The organism is Parabacteroides sp. merdae-related_45_40 (assembly GCF_001915675.1).
In genome coordinates this window covers 1-16,772 of sequence record NZ_MNQY01000049.1, presented here as the reverse complement: position 1 = coordinate 16,772, position 16,772 = coordinate 1, and the positions used below count along the sequence as shown (strand labels likewise).

At 45.1% G+C, this 16,772-nt stretch carries 14 protein-coding genes; 6 read left to right on the top strand and 8 right to left on the bottom strand.

Annotated elements, in window-relative coordinates; translation table 11 throughout:
- The first annotated feature begins 64 nt into the window (after positions 1-64).
- Together guaA (BHV83_RS08000) and guaA (BHV83_RS07995) are read left to right on the top strand one after the other, a co-directional pair.
- The gene (gene guaA / locus BHV83_RS08000; protein WP_005640163.1) at positions 65-1,585 is read left to right on the top strand and encodes a glutamine-hydrolyzing GMP synthase; all 1,521 of its coding nucleotides are present in this window, start codon (positions 65-67) and stop codon (positions 1,583-1,585) included.
- A 60-nt stretch (positions 1,586-1,645) separates the two neighbouring features.
- Positions 1,646-2,953 carry a glutamine-hydrolyzing GMP synthase gene (guaA, locus tag BHV83_RS07995; RefSeq protein ID WP_046451410.1) on the top strand — a complete coding sequence of 436 codons (1,308 nt, stop codon included), beginning with the start codon at positions 1,646-1,648 and terminating at the stop codon, positions 2,951-2,953.
- Between the two features lie 25 nt (positions 2,954-2,978).
- Here the strand turns inward: guaA (BHV83_RS07995) and BHV83_RS07990 are convergent, their stop codons facing one another.
- The 8 genes from BHV83_RS07990 to BHV83_RS07955 all read right to left on the bottom strand — a co-directional run bounded on the left by BHV83_RS07990 (position 2,979) and on the right by BHV83_RS07955 (position 11,716).
- Positions 2,979-3,539, bottom strand: a complete 561-nt coding sequence (locus tag BHV83_RS07990; RefSeq protein WP_005640158.1) for a sugar O-acetyltransferase — start codon at positions 3,537-3,539, stop codon at positions 2,979-2,981.
- 9 nt (positions 3,540-3,548) lie between these two features.
- Positions 3,549-4,247 carry a 16S rRNA (uracil(1498)-N(3))-methyltransferase gene (locus BHV83_RS07985; RefSeq protein WP_005640156.1) on the bottom strand — a complete coding sequence of 233 codons (699 nt, stop codon included), beginning with the start codon at positions 4,245-4,247 and terminating at the stop codon, positions 3,549-3,551.
- A gap of 42 nt (positions 4,248-4,289) precedes the next feature.
- Positions 4,290-5,612, bottom strand: coding sequence for a NupC/NupG family nucleoside CNT transporter (locus BHV83_RS07980; protein WP_122205997.1), 1,323 nt, complete (start codon positions 5,610-5,612; stop codon positions 4,290-4,292).
- The gene (locus BHV83_RS07975; RefSeq protein ID WP_005640152.1) at positions 5,609-6,238 is read right to left on the bottom strand and encodes a bifunctional nuclease family protein; all 630 of its coding nucleotides are present in this window, start codon (positions 6,236-6,238) and stop codon (positions 5,609-5,611) included. The genes BHV83_RS07980 and BHV83_RS07975 overlap by 4 nt, the downstream gene beginning before the upstream one ends.
- Before the next feature lie 270 nt (positions 6,239-6,508).
- The gene (locus tag BHV83_RS07970) at positions 6,509-7,309 is read right to left on the bottom strand and encodes a M48 family metallopeptidase (RefSeq protein ID WP_122205996.1); all 801 of its coding nucleotides are present in this window, start codon (positions 7,307-7,309) and stop codon (positions 6,509-6,511) included.
- An 8-nt stretch (positions 7,310-7,317) separates the two neighbouring features.
- Positions 7,318-8,238, bottom strand: coding sequence for a DUF5106 domain-containing protein (locus tag BHV83_RS07965; RefSeq protein ID WP_005640147.1), 921 nt, complete (start codon positions 8,236-8,238; stop codon positions 7,318-7,320).
- Between the two features lie 212 nt (positions 8,239-8,450).
- Entirely contained in the window at positions 8,451-10,439 is a 1,989-nt protein-coding gene (porE, locus tag BHV83_RS07960; protein ID WP_122205995.1) for a PorE family type IX secretion system protein, read from the bottom strand.
- 56 nt (positions 10,440-10,495) lie between these two features.
- Entirely contained in the window at positions 10,496-11,716 is a 1,221-nt protein-coding gene (locus BHV83_RS07955; RefSeq protein ID WP_046451407.1) for an S-adenosylmethionine:tRNA ribosyltransferase-isomerase, read from the bottom strand.
- Positions 11,717-11,834: 118 nt separating this feature from the next.
- Between BHV83_RS07955 and BHV83_RS07950 the strand changes: the two genes are divergently transcribed.
- The 4 genes from BHV83_RS07950 to BHV83_RS07935 all read left to right on the top strand — a co-directional run bounded on the left by BHV83_RS07950 (position 11,835) and on the right by BHV83_RS07935 (position 16,405).
- A complete protein-coding gene (locus BHV83_RS07950; protein ID WP_122204295.1) occupies positions 11,835-12,365 on the top strand; it encodes a GNAT family N-acetyltransferase in 531 nt (176 codons plus the stop codon).
- A gap of 254 nt (positions 12,366-12,619) precedes the next feature.
- Entirely contained in the window at positions 12,620-13,696 is a 1,077-nt protein-coding gene (locus tag BHV83_RS07945; RefSeq protein ID WP_122206005.1) for a DUF2027 domain-containing protein, read from the top strand.
- Positions 13,697-13,698: 2 nt separating this feature from the next.
- Entirely contained in the window at positions 13,699-14,166 is a 468-nt protein-coding gene (locus BHV83_RS07940) for a CYTH domain-containing protein (protein WP_036657638.1), read from the top strand.
- A gap of 79 nt (positions 14,167-14,245) precedes the next feature.
- On the top strand, positions 14,246-16,405 hold the full coding sequence (locus tag BHV83_RS07935) for a S46 family peptidase (protein WP_122205994.1): 2,160 nt from the start codon (positions 14,246-14,248) through the stop codon (positions 16,403-16,405).
- The last annotated feature ends 367 nt before the right edge of the window (positions 16,406-16,772 follow it).

Here is a 16,772-nt window from a genome sequence, read left to right as displayed (position 1 = left end):
AAAAATGATTTAAATTTCGAATATTATTCCTACCTTTGTGCCACTCAATTAAATAATAATTTGCATGCACGAGAAACTTATTATTCTTGATTTCGGCTCGCAAACAACTCAATTAATCGGGCGTAGAGTCCGTGAGTTGAATATGTATTGCGAGATTGTCCCCTACAACAAATTCCCCCACGATGCTACAGGTGTAAAAGGCGTAATCCTTTCCGGAAGTCCCTATTCCGTATATGACGCCAATGCGTTCAAAGCTGACTTAAGTGAAATACGCGGTAAATATCCTGTATTGGGAATCTGTTACGGAGCCCAATTCCTGGCTTATACATCCGGTGGAAACGTTGAACCGGCCGACTCCCGCGAATACGGACGTGCCAACCTGTCGTATATCGACAATACAGACGAATTGCTGAAAGGCATCAATGTAGGTTCACAAATCTGGATGTCACACGGAGACACCATCACGGTCCTTCCTGAAAACTTCAAAGTAATCGCCAGCACGGACGATGTAAAAGCAGCTGCCTATCATGTGGAAGGTGAACAAACCTGGGGCGTACAATTCCACCCGGAAGTATTCCACTCGACAGACGGTACTAAATTATTAAACAACTTCCTGAATATTTGCGGATGCGCCAAAGACTGGACACCGGCCTCCTTTATCGAATCGACCGTTGCCGAACTGAAAGAACAATTGGGAGACGACAAAGTAATCTTAGCGCTTTCCGGCGGTGTAGATTCTTCGGTTACGGCTGTTCTGCTACACAAGGCTATCGGCAAGAACCTGACTTGCATCTTCGTCGACCACGGCTTGTTGCGCAAGAATGAATTTGAAAACGTGTTGAAAGATTACGAACACTTGGGACTGAACGTGATCGGAGTCGACGCCAAAGAGAAATTCTATAAGGAACTGGCGGGTGTCAGCGAACCTGAAAAGAAACGTAAGATCATCGGCAAAGGTTTTATCGATGTGTTTGACGAAGAGGCCCACAAGTTGAAAGATATAAAATGGTTAGGTCAAGGTACCATTTATCCGGACGTAATCGAATCGCTATCCATTACCGGAACTGTTATCAAGAGCCATCATAATGTAGGCGGTCTGCCTGCCAAAATGAACCTGAAACTGGTCGAACCGCTACGCCTCCTGTTCAAAGACGAAGTACGTCGTGTCGGTATGGAGTTAGGTATGCAACCACATCTGATCAAACGTCATCCGTTCCCCGGTCCCGGTTTAGGTATTCGTATTTTAGGTGATATCACCCCGGAAAAAGTACGAATTTTGCAAGAGGCCGACGATATCTATATGTCGCTGATGCGTGAATGGGGCTTGTACGACAAAATCTGGCAGGCCGGAGTGATTCTCCTCCCGATCCAGTCCGTAGGTGTTATGGGGGACGAACGGACCTACGAAAATACGGTTGCTTTGCGTGCTGTAACCTCGACGGATGCCATGACGGCTGACTGGGCGCAACTCCCATACGAATTCCTTGCGAAAGTGTCCAACGAAATCATCAACAAAGTCAAAGGAGTAAACCGCGTTGTCTACGACATCAGCTCAAAACCGCCCGCAACAATCGAGTGGGAGTAAAATTCCATATCCGCATTTCAAGTATACATAATGTAAAACCAATAAAAAATAAAGAATCGTATGAAACAAGATATGATTGTTATCCTGGATTTGGGCAGTCATGAAAACACTGTGCTGGCACGAGCAATCCGCGCGTTGGGTGTCTATAGCGAAATCTATCCGCACGACATTACGGTTGAAGAACTCAAAGCACTTCCGAATGTAAAAGGTATCATCATCAACGGTGGTCCTAACAATGTAATCGACGGTGTCGCCATTGATGTAAATCCGGGAATCTATTCGATTGGAATCCCTGTTATGGCAGCCGGCCACGACAAGGCTCTCTGCGAAGTAAAATTAAATGAATTCTCCAGTGACATGGAGGCTATCAAAGAATCGGTAAAAACATTCGTATTCGACACTTGTAAAGCCGAAGCGAACTGGAATATGACGAACTTCGTCAATGACCAAATCGAACTGGTAAGACGTCAGGTCGGTGACAGAAAGGTATTGTTGGCACTTTCTGGCGGAGTCGATAGTTCCGTTGTTGCCGCATTGCTTCTGAAAGCTATCGGGGACAAGTTGGTTTGCGTACACGTAAATCACGGTCTAATGCGTAAAGGTGAATCGGAAAATGTCGTTGAAGTTTTCAAGAACCAGTTGAATGCAAACCTGATTTATAAAGACGTTACCGATCGTTTCTTAGATAAGCTGGCTGGCGTTGCCGATCCGGAAGAAAAACGCAAAATCATCGGTGGCGAATTTATCCGTGTCTTTGAAGAAGAGGCACGCAAACTGGATGGCATCGACTTCTTAGCGCAAGGTACTATCTATCCCGACATCGTGGAAAGCGGTACAAAGACAGCCAAGATGGTGAAATCCCACCACAACGTAGGTGGTCTGCCCGAAGACCTGAAATTCGAATTGGTCGAACCATTACGCCAGTTGTTCAAGGACGAAGTTCGCGCTTGCGGTCTCGAATTGGGCTTGCCTTACGAAATGGTCTTCCGCCAGCCGTTCCCCGGTCCAGGTTTAGGAGTGCGTTGCTTAGGTGCTATCACACGCGACAGACTGGAAGCGGTTCGAGAAGCGGATGCCATCCTGCGTGAAGAATTCCAAAAAGCTGGATTAGACAAGAAAGTTTGGCAGTATTTCACCGTTGTGCCTGACTTCAAATCCGTAGGTGTACGCGACAATGCACGTTCCTTTGAATGGCCTGTTATCATCCGTGCCGTCAATACGGTAGATGCCATGACGGCTACTATCGAACCCGTCGATTGGCCTATCCTAATGAAGATTACGGACCGCATTCTAAAAGAAGTCAAAAACGTCAACCGCGTTTGCTACGATATGTCTCCGAAACCCAATGCGACGATCGAATGGGAATAAGATAAAAAGGAAACATTCAAAAATATTACTCGTCTATCCGCTTGATCACCCGGCAAGGGTTTCCGACTGCAAGTGAATAGGCGGGTATATTTTTTGTTACTACGCTACCGGCTCCGATCACCACGTTATTACCTATTGTAACACCAGGAAGGATGATGGCTCCGGCACCGATCCATACATTATTACCGATCGTGATCGGGTAAGCATACTCCAAGCCCTTGTTGCGATCGGATGCACCCAATGGATGTCCTGCCGTATAAATGCCGACATTGGGGGCGATAAAAGCATTATCTCCTATACAGACCTTTGCCCCGTCCAATATAACCAGATTGACATTCGCATAAAAGTTCTCTCCCACTTCTATGTTATACCCGTAGTCACAGGCAAAAGGAGGTTCTATGATCAAGTTCTCCCCGGTCTTCCCCAAAAGTTTTTTCAGAAGTTCCGTCCGCCTGATCTGCTCGGAAGGACGTAAACGGTTATAATCATAAAGTAACTCTTTTGCACGCTCACGATCCGCCAATATTTCAGGATCATAATTAGCATCATACAACAGGCCGAGACGGCATTTTTCTTTTTCGGTCATTGTTTGTTATTACTGATTCAACACATGTATCGTATGGCAAGCGACCAATGCCGCCGTTTCCGTACGCAAACGACTTTCGCCTAACGAAATAGGTTCGAATCCACATTTTAAGGCAAGCGCTATTTCTTCGGGACTGAAATCGCCTTCCGGACCGATCAGGACAAGTGCGTTTTCTCCCGGATGATACGTTTGTTTCAAAAGAGGTTTTACCCCTTCCTCGCAATGGGCAATAAACTTACGACCGGCAAAAGGCAGACTAACGAACGTGCGGAAATCGGTCATTCCGTTTAGTTCCGGCAAAGTCGCTTTCTGTGATTGCTTCATTGCACTGATCAAAATCTTTTCCAAGCGGGCAGGCTTAATTTCCTTCCGTTCGGAAAAACGACAGTTCAAACAAGTAATGGCATTAATACCGATCTCGGTCGCTTTCTCCGCAAACCACTCCATACGGTCCATATTCTTGGTCGGAGCCACTGCTATATGAAGATTGAAGTTCCATAAAGCAGGCTGTTCCCACTGTTCCAGAATATTCACTTCGCAATGCTTAGGATGGGCACGGCTGATTGCCGCTTTAAAAAAAAAGCCTTTACCATCCGTCAACAAAATCTCGTCACCTTCAGTCAACCTGAGTACACGAATACAATGCCCGGCTTCTTCTTCTGGAAGCTCTAGGTTCACAGCTATCTCCGGCGTATAAAATATCTGCACTTGAATAAATTAAAAGTTAAAAATTAAAAGATTTCCCCATTGTCAATTGACAATTAACACCATTCCTATTATCGTAGCCGAAAGTACCGATACCAACGCACCGGCAATCATAGCCGGAAAGCCGAAACGAGTGACCAGTTCCCTCTTTTCGGGAGCCAACACGCCCATCCCTCCCAGCAAAATACCAATAGACGAGATATTAGCAAAACCACATAAGATATAGGTAGACATTAAAATAGATTTCTGATACAGAAACAAACCGGCATCTTTCCATTCCTGTAACTGGAAATAAGCGACAAACTCGTTTAAAATGGTTTTCTGTCCCAACAAAGAACCGACCAACATCACATCCTGATAAGGAACTCCGATCAGCCACATAAAAGGAGATAAGATCACTCCCAATATAAACTGGAATGTCAGTCCTTGAGCCTTCCCGCCTGTAATGGATACGATCCAGTCATTCAGTCCGGTATAGCGTCCGATCACACCCTCCAAAATATAATTGGCAAGTGCGACCATTGCTATGAATACAAGCAACATCGCTGCGATATTCACCATCAGACGTACACCCGTCGACGTACCGGCAGCCAACGCATCCAATACAGTGGAATGCTGTCCGACCTTCTCCATCTTCACCAAGCGGTCGTCGACCTTTTCTGTTTGCGGACAAAGAATTTTAGCCAGAACAATAGAACCCGGAGCAGCCATCAGCGAGGCCGAAAGCAAATGTTTCGCAAACAGAACCCTCGACACAGGATCACCTCCCGCCAACATACCGATATAAGTTCCCATCACTGTTCCGGCTATCGTCCCCATTCCGGAAACCATAACCAGAAATATTTCCGACCGGTTCATCGCCGGCAGATAATTCTTGATCAAAACAGGGGATTCCGTCATTCCCAAAAACACATTGCCAGACGCAACCAATCCTTCGGCTCCGGAAATATTCATGAAACGTCGTAGCAGCCAAGAAAATCCTCCCACTACGCGCTGGATAATCCCCCAATAATAAAATAAGGAAACCAAGGCCGAGAAAAAAATCACCACCGGAAGTGAGTTCAACAAAAAGATAAACCCTTCACTTTTAGTTACCAACGGCCCTAAAAGGAAAGCAACCCCGGACTGAGTAAAATCCATCAACTTAATAAAAGCCTTGCCCACCCATTCCAGAACAATTCCGACTACAGGGACATACAATACGGCAAGAGCAAAGACAAACTGCATAAACAATCCGCCACCCACCAATTTCCAATCGACCCGTTTCCGATCGTAACTCATCAGATAAGCAACCCCCAACACCGTAGAAATCCCTACTATACCACGTAAAAAAGACTCAAGACTAAAACCAAGTTGTTGTTCTATCATCTAGACCTGCCCTCCTCTTCACGACGCCGGATTTCATCTTTGTACATCTTTGCATACTCGTAGTTCTCATCGGCTATCGCTTCATCCAAACGATCCGACAATTCATCGACATCCAAAAGAGAAAGCCATTTTTTCAGCTTTGTTTCATCATGTATTTCCTCCGGCTCCAGAGCCAATATGGAATCATCATCCTTGTCTTTCTCCTCTGCGGAATTTTCAAGCACGACACCACATTCACGGACAATCTCAGGTGTCGTATAGATATCGCATTTCACACGCAAAGCGATGGCGATAGCATCGGAAGTACGCGAATCCAAGCGAATCTGTTTTATTCCATCCTCAAAAAGCAGTTCGGAATAAAATACACCATCTTCAAACTTATAGATAAAAACCTCACACAAACGAACACCGAATGCCTGTGCAAAAGTTGCAAACAAATCATGCGTCAAAGGACGAGGAGGCGTGATGCGTTCCAAAGCGATCGCAATAGACTGGGCTTCCGATGTCCCAACAATGATAGGTATGCGGCGAACCCCATCTTCTTCAGCAAGAATCAAGGCATAAGCACCTGACTGTATCTGGCTGTTCGTTAAACCTTGCACCCGCAATTTTATTCTTGTATCCACACTATTTAGTTTTTTAGTCAATACACAAAAGTAATATTATTTCGGAATCTTAAAAACTTTCGAAAGAAAAGAAAAATACAAAGGGCCTAAAAAAAGAAAAGGTTGTCATCACGACAACCAATCTTCATTGCTAACCTTAAATCTAATACCATGAAAAACACAGTGCAAATATATAGATTTTATGTTATTCAGCATAGTTTTACGGCAGAATATTTAATTTTTTAGCATTATTTTAGCCTGCAAATCGACTGTTTAAAGGTAATTAACAGTTTATTGCTGATTCTTTGTATATTCATCCGCTTTTTCTTTCATCCTTTTGACACGCTTTTGTGTTTCGGGATGACTCGAAAACAGTTGGCGGAACTTAGATGACTTGGGAGCTTCCACACTTAATTCCAAAAGTTTATTAAGCGAATTATACATACTATAAGGATCGATACCGTTCGCGATACTGAACTCAAAGCCATAATCGTCTGCCGCATTCTCCTGCTTTTGCGAATACTGTGCACTGGCAAGCGTTTCGGCCAAGCTCCCCAATTGCGAATCGGTCAGCTTGGCAACCGTATTGTTGGCAGCCCCGACAGCATTCTTGGAGGCCGAAGTCAGATAAGCCTGCTTCATGGCGTCTTTCGAATCCGTATGTAAAACATGACCGATCTCATGACCGATAACGGCCAGCACTTCATTATCATCCATAATCTTCATCAAGCCTCCACAAACACGAACGCTTCCGTCGCCGCAAGCAAACGCGTTCACGTCGATCACATTATACACCTTAAAATTCAGATCGAGACCTTCGACCTTGATATCTTTCGTCAGATTTGCCAAACGCTGTCCCATCGCCGTTTCCGGTCCGGCAATCTCATTATGCGTATCCATCCACTGGATATACTCGCGAGCCATGGCAGCCACGTCCTCGTCCGACAAAGTCACCGCTTTTGCTGCATCGGATGCTGCATTCACTAATTTTTTAGTATTGATGGATTTACCTCCGATTTTAAACTGAGCCGAAGCATTCAGGCTGACTCCGGCAACTAAAACCATTGATAATAAAATAGTCCTTACTTTCATATCGTTTGTTATTGTTTTAAATAATTCTCTACCTGATTAAATGTCACATCCTTCAATACAACTTTTTTATCCTTGTCCAACAGATAAAGGGTCGGTATCGCTTTCAGATCATAAATCTCATCATTTTTCAAACTCACCGTACTGTCATAAGAATTGATCCAGCCTGCAGGCATATAGGAAATATGTTTTTTCCAGGCCTCCAAATCCTCATCCGGGTAAACAGCCAGGATTTTAAGCTTGTTATTCTTGATCCACTCCGTCACAAACGGCGAAGCAGCGAGCTGATCCGTAATTTCCTTACAGGCATGGCAATCCGGATTATAGAAAAACAAGAGTAGACAATCAGCTTTCGTACGATACAAAGTTCCTTTTTTACCGTCCACCAGCGTGTACGTAAAATCTGTAGCCGGTTCTCCCACCCTGTTCTTAAGAGCTAATTCGAGCAAATGGGCCGGACGTATTTTACTGACTTCATCCAGAAACGGAGCTTCCAATACAGCATCCAATACATAAATATACAAAGACTCATCCCTCATGGGAGAATTCGGATCATAAAGATATTTTTCATACAGGCCGGAAAAATAGACGAACATCGAACTATCGGTCGACGCTTTACTCATCATCTCTTTGATAGAAGAAGCAGCCACTTTCGCCGGGACATATTTCATCATATCGATATAATTGGAAGTCGCTTGCTCCGTAATTTCCGGGAAATGAATCAGAGTTGTATCCGTAAAATCGAACTTATCCCAATAATGTTTTACCAAGTAAGCGGCGCGTTCTTCCGGTTCTGTAATGACACTGGGAACAGAAACCATTTGAAAAGTATGTTCTTTCGTGTTTCCTGCTTCCGTTTTCTCCACCTGTTGGCCGTTGCAGTTGCAAAAGATCAATATAAAAAATAATAGGTAAAGTATTCTTATCCTCATAGTATCTTGTTTTTATTCCCGCAAAGATATGATTTATCAGCAATTAAAAAGCCAGAGAAACAAATAATTAACGGTCTTATAGAAAAAAGTAAGAGGTTATCCGAAAACCGACTGGCTCATTCAGAAAAAAATGTCGGTGTTCTATAGATAACCTCTTACGAGCTACAGGTTAAAATTCGAGGTACCTTATATTTTTTTACCTTATCGATAAATCAAAATAAATTATAGTTCGTCCGCAAGACTTTAAATTCCGTCCGACGGTTTATCTGATCTGCAATCTCTTGCTGCTCAGGAGTCATTCTTTCTATGAATTCTTCGGTCAGGACATCTCCTTCATTCAGGAAATCATAATTTTTGGCCATCCTCTTATTGATTGCTTTAGGAACACTTTCGCCATACCCTTTAGCCTCAAGTCGGTCTTGGGCAATTCCTCCGGCAATCAGATAGTCGACAACCGACTGTGCTCGCCGCTGCGCCAACCGTTCGTTGTACTGCTCCGAACCTTTCCGGTCAGTATGCGCTCCTAACTCGATCGTTACATTCGGATTGTCGTTCAGCATCTTAATCATTTCATCCAACGCTTTCTTCGATTCCGGACGCAAAGTCGCCTTGTCGAAATCATAGAAAATATTTTCGATCACGACAGGTTTACTGATCGGGGAAAGGAAAAAGTCCACGATATATGTTTCGTTCTTCTCCTCCGGCCCTGTTTTCAACTCAAAATTCTGATTCAAGTATCCACGTGCGCTTGCCATCATCACATAGCGGATATCACGTTCCAGTTCAACCCTGTACTTACCGTCTTTCTTTGCCAAAACTTTTTCGTTCAAACCATCCCTTCCGACAATACGGACCGTAGCATCTTCTATCGGGTTCTCGTCCACATCCGACACGATACCTTCGATAAAGATCGTGATAACCGGCAATTCGAAAGAATACAAATGGTCATATCCACGCGCATCATTGCGATTGGAACTAAAAAAGCCACTTTCTTTATTTCCGGCAAACGTGATACCGAAATCATCGCCGGACGAGTTGATCGGCGCCTTCATATTCTCGACATTCCACTTGCCCGTGCTGTCCAAGGTTGCTTTGAAAATATCCAACCCACCCATTCCTGGATGTCCATCGGAAGCAAAATAAAGCGTTACGGAATCCCGCACATAAGGAAACATCTCATCACCAGGCGTATTAATATCAGGCCCCAGATTTTCCATCGGTCCGAAGTCACTGCCCACGACACGCGCCCGAAACAGGTCTTTGCCTCCATAACCACCTACGGCATCCGACACAAAATACAGATACTTGCCGTCCGGCGATATCGAAGGGTGGCCGAGAGCCGTCACCGAATCTTTTACGATATTCGCCCTGGTTCCTTTTCCCCATTTGGCACTGCTGCGGGAAGATATATAGATTTCAGAAGTACGCGGCCCTTCCGGATCCTGTGCGCAATAGGTGTAATACATCGTATTCCCGTCTTTGGAAAAAGAAGGCGTTCCCTCGTCAAACTCGGTGTTCACCTCGTCTTCGAGTTCGACCGGAGCCAACCAAGCTCCATTCTCGTCCTGCTTTACCAGAAATAAATCGTTGTTACGCTGTCCGGTGATGGCACTATTCGTTTCTTCCTTATCTTTCCCGGCTCCTTTCGGGGTACGGGTAGAAGCAAAATACAGTTGATCGTACTTTTCACCGTACAACATCGGACTGAATTCGGAACGGCGGGAGTTAAACTTGTCCATCCGCTTCACCGTATAGCGGGTCGGCGACTGTTTCCATTTCACGGCCTCCTCGCAACCGGTCACGCCGTTAAAGGCCAATACGCTGCCCGGTTCCGCCAGCAGGTAGTCGTTGTAATATTTGACTGCTTCCCCATAACGTCCGCTCTTCTGGTACATCTGTCCCAAGCGAAGATTCACAATACTGTCCGGATACTTATACCTGAGCGCGTTCATATAAGCGCTGGTCGCACGCGGTGTATTGTTGATCAGACGGTTACACTCTGCCATCCTGAAAGCGATATATCCACGCAAGTCTCGCTTGGCAGGAGGAGTCTTCGTATATACTTTCCGGTAAATGGCCGCTGCTTCAAAATATTCGCCGATACGCTGCTTCTCTTCCGCATCGCTCAACTTCGCTGATTTACAGGAATACAGAAAAGACGCAGCCAACAACAGGAACAAATATGGGTTAAACTGTCTCATTTGCTATAATCTATGTTTTATATAAACAGGATTATGTACTATTTATTGTATGATCATTACAACAACAGCGAGCTGTCCCCGTAACTCAAAAAACGGAAATCATGCCTTAAGGCATAATCATAAATATTTTTCCAATCCCCTTTCACAAAAGCGGATATCAGCAACAACAACGTGCTTTTCGGCTGATGGAAATTGGTCACAATACCACGTACGATCTTGAACTCATAGCCTGGAGCGATAATGATCCGGGTAGCCGTCACCAACTTGTCCGCCTGGTGTCGGTCCAGATAATCCAAAATATTTTGCAAAGCTTCATCAGCTGTTAACCTGTTATTCGTCTCTTCGTAAGGCATCCATTGTTTGACGATCAGTTCATCGGCTGTGGCATCCGGATTCGAAGCCAACGTGACACCCATATAATAGAGGCTTTCAAGCGTACGGACCGAAGTCGTGCCGACCGCAATAATCTTACCGAGGTTATTCTTGATCCGTTCGATCGAACTCCGGCGCACCGAAATAAATTCGGTATGCATCTCATGCCCTTCGATCGTCTCGCTTTTCACGGGTTTGAACGTCCCGGCTCCGACATGGAGCGTCAGTTCTTCCCGTCCGATTCCCTGAGCATCGATAGCAGCCAGAACTTCCGGTGTAAAATGCAAACCCGCTGTCGGGGCGGCCACCGAACCTTTTATCTTGGAGTAAACCGTCTGGTAGGTCTGCAAATCGCTTTTCTCAGTTTCGCGATTCAAATAAGGAGGAATCGGCAATACGCCCGCTGCATCTAACAGATCAGCAAACGTACAAGTCGGATGATCCCACGTAAACTCGATGAGGTAGCTGTCCCCGCAGGTCTGCAATTTTTCCGCTTTCAGTATAACAGTCTCACCGTCGAGCTGCACCTCCTTCTTCAAAAGTCCTTCTTTCCATTTCTTCAGATTGCCGACCAAACAAGTCCAGCGGCAACATTCAGTCTGTTGAAAAACCAAAGCATAATCATGCGGCTCGACCGGCTCCAGACAGAAAATCTCGATCTTCGCCCCTGTCTCTTTCTGAAACAGAAGACGTGCCTGGATCACCCGTGTATTATTGAATACCATCAGAGAACCCTCCGGCAAATAATCCGTAATATGCTTGAATATACTCTCGCTGACTTTTCCTTCCTTATATAATAAGAGCTTCGATTCATCCCGTTTGGGTAACGGGAACTTGGCGATCCGCTCGTCAGGCAGCGGATAATCAAAATCTTCGATGCGTATCTGTTGCGTCTTTGTTGTCATGACTTTTACTATTACAGGCTCTTTTAATCGAACCGGATTGCAAAAGTACAAATTTATTGACATTTTGTCGTATTCTTCTTATCTTAGCAGAAAATTATAAACCTAAAGATATAAACCGATGGATTTCAATATCAGACAAGAACAGATAAAAGACTATGAAGCAGTTCATAAAGTAGTAGAACTCGCTTTCAGAGATATGGAAGACAGCGACCATAGCGAACCTTTTTTAGTAGATCAACTACGTCAAACAGACGCTTTTATCCCAGAGCTTTCATTGGTTGCCGAGGTTGACGAAGAAATTATCGGCCATATCCTGATGACAAAAGTCGAAATCGTTTCAGAAAACAAATCCGTCACCTCTTTAGGGTTAGCACCCGTTTCAGTTCTCCCTGAATATCAAAATCGGGGGATCGGATCAGCCTTGATCCGTGAAGCACACAAACGAGCCACCGAACTGGGATACGGTTCTGTCGTCTTACTAGGACATAAGGACTATTATCCGAGATTCGGCTATAAACAAGCCATAGACTTCGGCATCGAATTTCCTTTCGATGTTCCCCACGAATATTGCATGGCAATCGAATTGCGTCCGAAAAGCCTTAAAGACGTACAAGGCATGATCCAGTATGCCAAACCATTTACGGAATAACCGAGAACAGAAAGCAGGGAAAAAACTATCCGTTTTCATATTGCATGGAGATCAATATCCCGAAAGAACTCAAAAAATAAATACGAATAGTCAAAAACCCTTTCTGCTTTATAAGCGGCTCTTGAAGTTCCAAACCGTTTCATAAGATGAAACTTTTAGTCGGCAAGTGCATTCACCAGAAAATATCAACAAGAACAGGTATTACTCTTCAGGATTTACTACTTTTGTAGCAAATAATAAAAGTAAATAGAATGATGAGTAACATAAAAGTAGGAGACAAAGTGCGTTTCCTGAACAGCACCGGTGGAGGTGTCGTTCGTAGTTTCAAAGGGAAAGATCAAGTTTTGGTGGAAGATGAAGACGGATTCGAAGTACCGGCATTGATCCGCGAATGTGTAGTCGTAGGAGACAGCGAGATGCAGGTACACAGCTCCCGACGTTCACCGCTGCCTTCCGTGACACAGGCTGCTGTCCCGCAACCTAAGAAACCGGAACCTCAACCCGAAGTAGAAAAGGTAACGGAAACCATAGAAGGCGAACGGCTGAACATCTATTTGGCTTACCTCCCGATAGAGCCTGCCAAAGTGATGCAGGGAAGCGGCTATGAAACCTATTTTATCAATGACAGCAATTACTATCTGTTTTTCAACTATATGAATCGCCAGAACAATAGCTGGATCAGCCGCTATAACGGCATTGTGGAGCCGAATACACAGATCTTCCTGGAAGAATTCGGCAAAGAAGAGTTGAACGACTTGGAACGTATTTGCGTACAACTGATCGCTTTCAAAAAAGACAAACCTTATTCATTGAAGAATGCCATTTCGGTAGAACTCCATCTCGATACGGTCAAATTCTACAAGCAACACTGCTTCATGGAAAATGATTTTTTCGATGAAGATGCAATGGTATACCCAATCGTACGCCAGGACATCCCCGAAAAAGAATTACTGATCTCTGCTGCCGAACTCCAGCAAGCCATGCAGCAGAAGGTACACGAAGACCGCCGTGTCCCCCAAACGATCGTCAAGAAGAAAGTAACCGACAGCTCAATTCTGGAAGTGGACCTGCATATCACCGAACTGCTGGACAACACCAACGGGCTGAGTAATGCGGATATGCTGGATTACCAGTTGGAGAAATTCCATGAAGTGCTCGCCAAATATGCCGCCAACAAAGGACAGAAAATCGTCTTCATCCACGGTAAAGGTGACGGGGTACTGCGCAAAGCAATCGAGAAAGAACTGAAAACAAAATACAAACAATATTATTACCAGGATGCCTCTTTCCGTGAATACGGCTTCGGGGCGACGATGGTAACAATCAAATGATCATGGCGATTGAAATTGAAAGGAAATTTCTGGTAAAAGGGGATTTCAGCAAACAGGTTTCCAAATCCGAACGTATCATGCAGGGATATATCTGCTCACAACCCGGACGGACGGTACGGATACGCATCCGGGGGGAAGAAGGATTCCTCACGATCAAAGGTGCATCGGACGAGAATGGGTTGAGCCGCTACGAGTTCGAGCAGAAGATACCACCCGCGGATGCGGAAGAACTGTTGAAACTCTGCGAACCCGGTATTATCGACAAAGTACGCAATCTGGTCCCTGTCGGGAAACACACCTGGGAAGTCGACGTCTTCCACGGCGACAACGAAGGACTGATCTTAGCGGAAATCGAATTGGCTTCTGAAGACGAACCTTTTGAACGGCCGGACTGGGTCGGACACGAGGTCAGCGGAGATCGTCGTTACTACAACTCGATGCTGACAAAATATCCGTACAAACAATGGTAAGATTTATGATTTCAGATTTATGAAGACGATAAAGTCATAAACCTGAAATCATAATTTATAAATCACAAATTATAAATCAATGAACAAACTCATCATCTCCCTCGCGGCAGCCATCCTGTCGCTACCGGTAGCAGCCGATGAAGGTATGTGGCTGCTGCCTCTACTGAAAGGACAAAGATTCCCAGAAATGCAAGCTTTGGGACTTAAATTGCAGGATTATGATATCTATAGCCCCGACTCAGCTTCCTTGAAAGATGCCGTCGTCATTTTCGGAGGCGGTTGTACGGGCGAGATCGTTTCGCCGGAAGGATTGCTCCTGACCAACCATCATTGCGGCTACGGTTGCATCCAGCGCCACAGCACGCTGGAACATGACTACCTGACAGACGGCTTCTGGGCCATGTCGCGCGATCAGGAACTTCCGAACCCCGGCATGACCGTCACTTTCATCGATAAAATAGAAGACGTGACCGACTATGTGAAAAAGGAACTGAAAAAAGATACCGATCCTAACAGCATGAACTTCCTATCTCCGAAATTTCTGAACGGACTGGCAAAAGCAAAAGTCGGAGAAAAGTTCCTGCAGGACAATCCAGGCACAGAAGTTGAGATAAAGGCGTTCTATGGCGGTAACCAGTATTTCATGTTCACAAAGAAAATCTATTCCGATATCCGCCTGGTAGGAGCTCCTCCCTCATCGATCGGAAAGTTCGGCGCAGATACCGACAATTGGATGTGGCCGCGCCATACAGGCGACTTCTCCGTTTTCCGTGTCTATGCCGATGCGAACGGCAATCCGGCTCCTTACTCTGACAAGAATGTCCCGCTTCGTCCGAAACGCTGGTTCAAGATCTCATTGAAAGGCGTCCAGGAAAATGACTATGCCATGATGATGGGATTTCCCGGCCGTACCAATAAATATTATACTTCCTGGGAAGTGGCGGAACGCCGTGATATTGACAACACGATCCGTATCCACATCCGTGACTTGCGCCAGAAAGTTATGTTGGACGAGATGTTGAAAGATCCAGCTGTCCGGATTCAGTATGCCAGCAAATATGCAGGCTCAACGAATGCTTACAAAAATGCGATCGGTAGCAACTGGGCCATAAAAAAACGTAATTTCGAACAAATGAAAAAGGAGGAACAGGACAAACTGATTGCCTGGTCCAACAAAATGTGCGAACCGAGCTACCCCGATGCCCTGATGGCGATCGAACAGATCGTATCGGACCGTAAAGACCTACGTTTCCGCAGTTGGATGTTGGATGAAGCGATCCTGCGAGGAATTGAATTTACAAGTGTGCCAACCCAAATGGATATGGTCATAGAAGCCTTGAAAGGGAAAGACAAAAAAGCCAGACAGGAACAACTCCGGCTGTTGGAACGGGCTTATCATGGATTTGCCAACAGCAATTACTCGGCCGACGTAGATAAGAAAATCGCCAAAGTGATGCTGAAAGAGTACCGCAGCCAAGTCGATCCGAAAGCGCAACCGACCTATTTCGAATTAATCGACAAGAAGTTCAAAGGAGACACAGACCGATTCGTCGACTATCTGTTCGAGAAATCCATCTTCGGCAGTGAGGATAATTTCAATAAATTCCTCTCTCGTCCGTCTGTCAAAGCACTGGAAAACGACCCGATGATTCTTTTTGCCAAGTCTGTCCGTGCAGAAGAAGCCAATCTGAAGAATGCGTTAAAAGAATTTGAAGATGGGTATGCAATGGCTCACCGTAGTTATGTAAAAGGTTTGCTGGCCATGTACGGCGATCGTGCCAATTTTCCCGACGCCAACTTTACCCTGCGCCTCACCTACGGACAGGTAAAAGGGTACAGCCCGCGCGACTGCGACTACTATGGCCATCAGACAACACTGGACGGAGTGATGGAAAAAGAAGATTCCACCAACTGGGAATTCGTAGTACCAACCCGCTTGAAAGAACTGTATGCTGCCAAAGATTTCGGACGCTACAAAACCTCCGACGGAAAAATGCCAGTTGCCTTCAGTACAACCACCCATTCGACCGGTGGGAACTCCGGTAGCCCTGTGATGAATGCAGACGGTGAACTGATCGGTATCAATTTCGACCGCAATTGGGAAGGAGTCGGCGGCGACATCCAATATCTCCCCGATTACCAACGCAGTATCATTGTCGACATCCGCTACGTTCTCTTCATCATGGACAAATATGCCGGAGCGGGATATTTGTTGGATGAGATGGAAATTGAAGAATAACTTTACACCAAGAGAGACTTGGCAGATCATAACGCTATGCATTAACTACCCTAACTCATAAAGATAACACTATGCTTTACGGGTGTTATATTTTGTTTTTCATAAAACAAACTGTCGGCAGCATTCTCAAAAGGGTATAGGCTATTTCCGAAAAGCCTATACCCTTTTTATCATCTCCCTATAGCCTGTCCTCGTATAGGTCATAGGCTATATTTTTTCACCTTTAGGCTATCTTCCAAGGGACAGGAAACCTAATAAAACGACTCACGACTACTTTTGAATAAATGTTTTCGACAACTTTATGGTTTACCATTCACCTTCTAATCATATGCTTTGTTTAACAAGGCTTATGGAAGGTGAAGGTAAT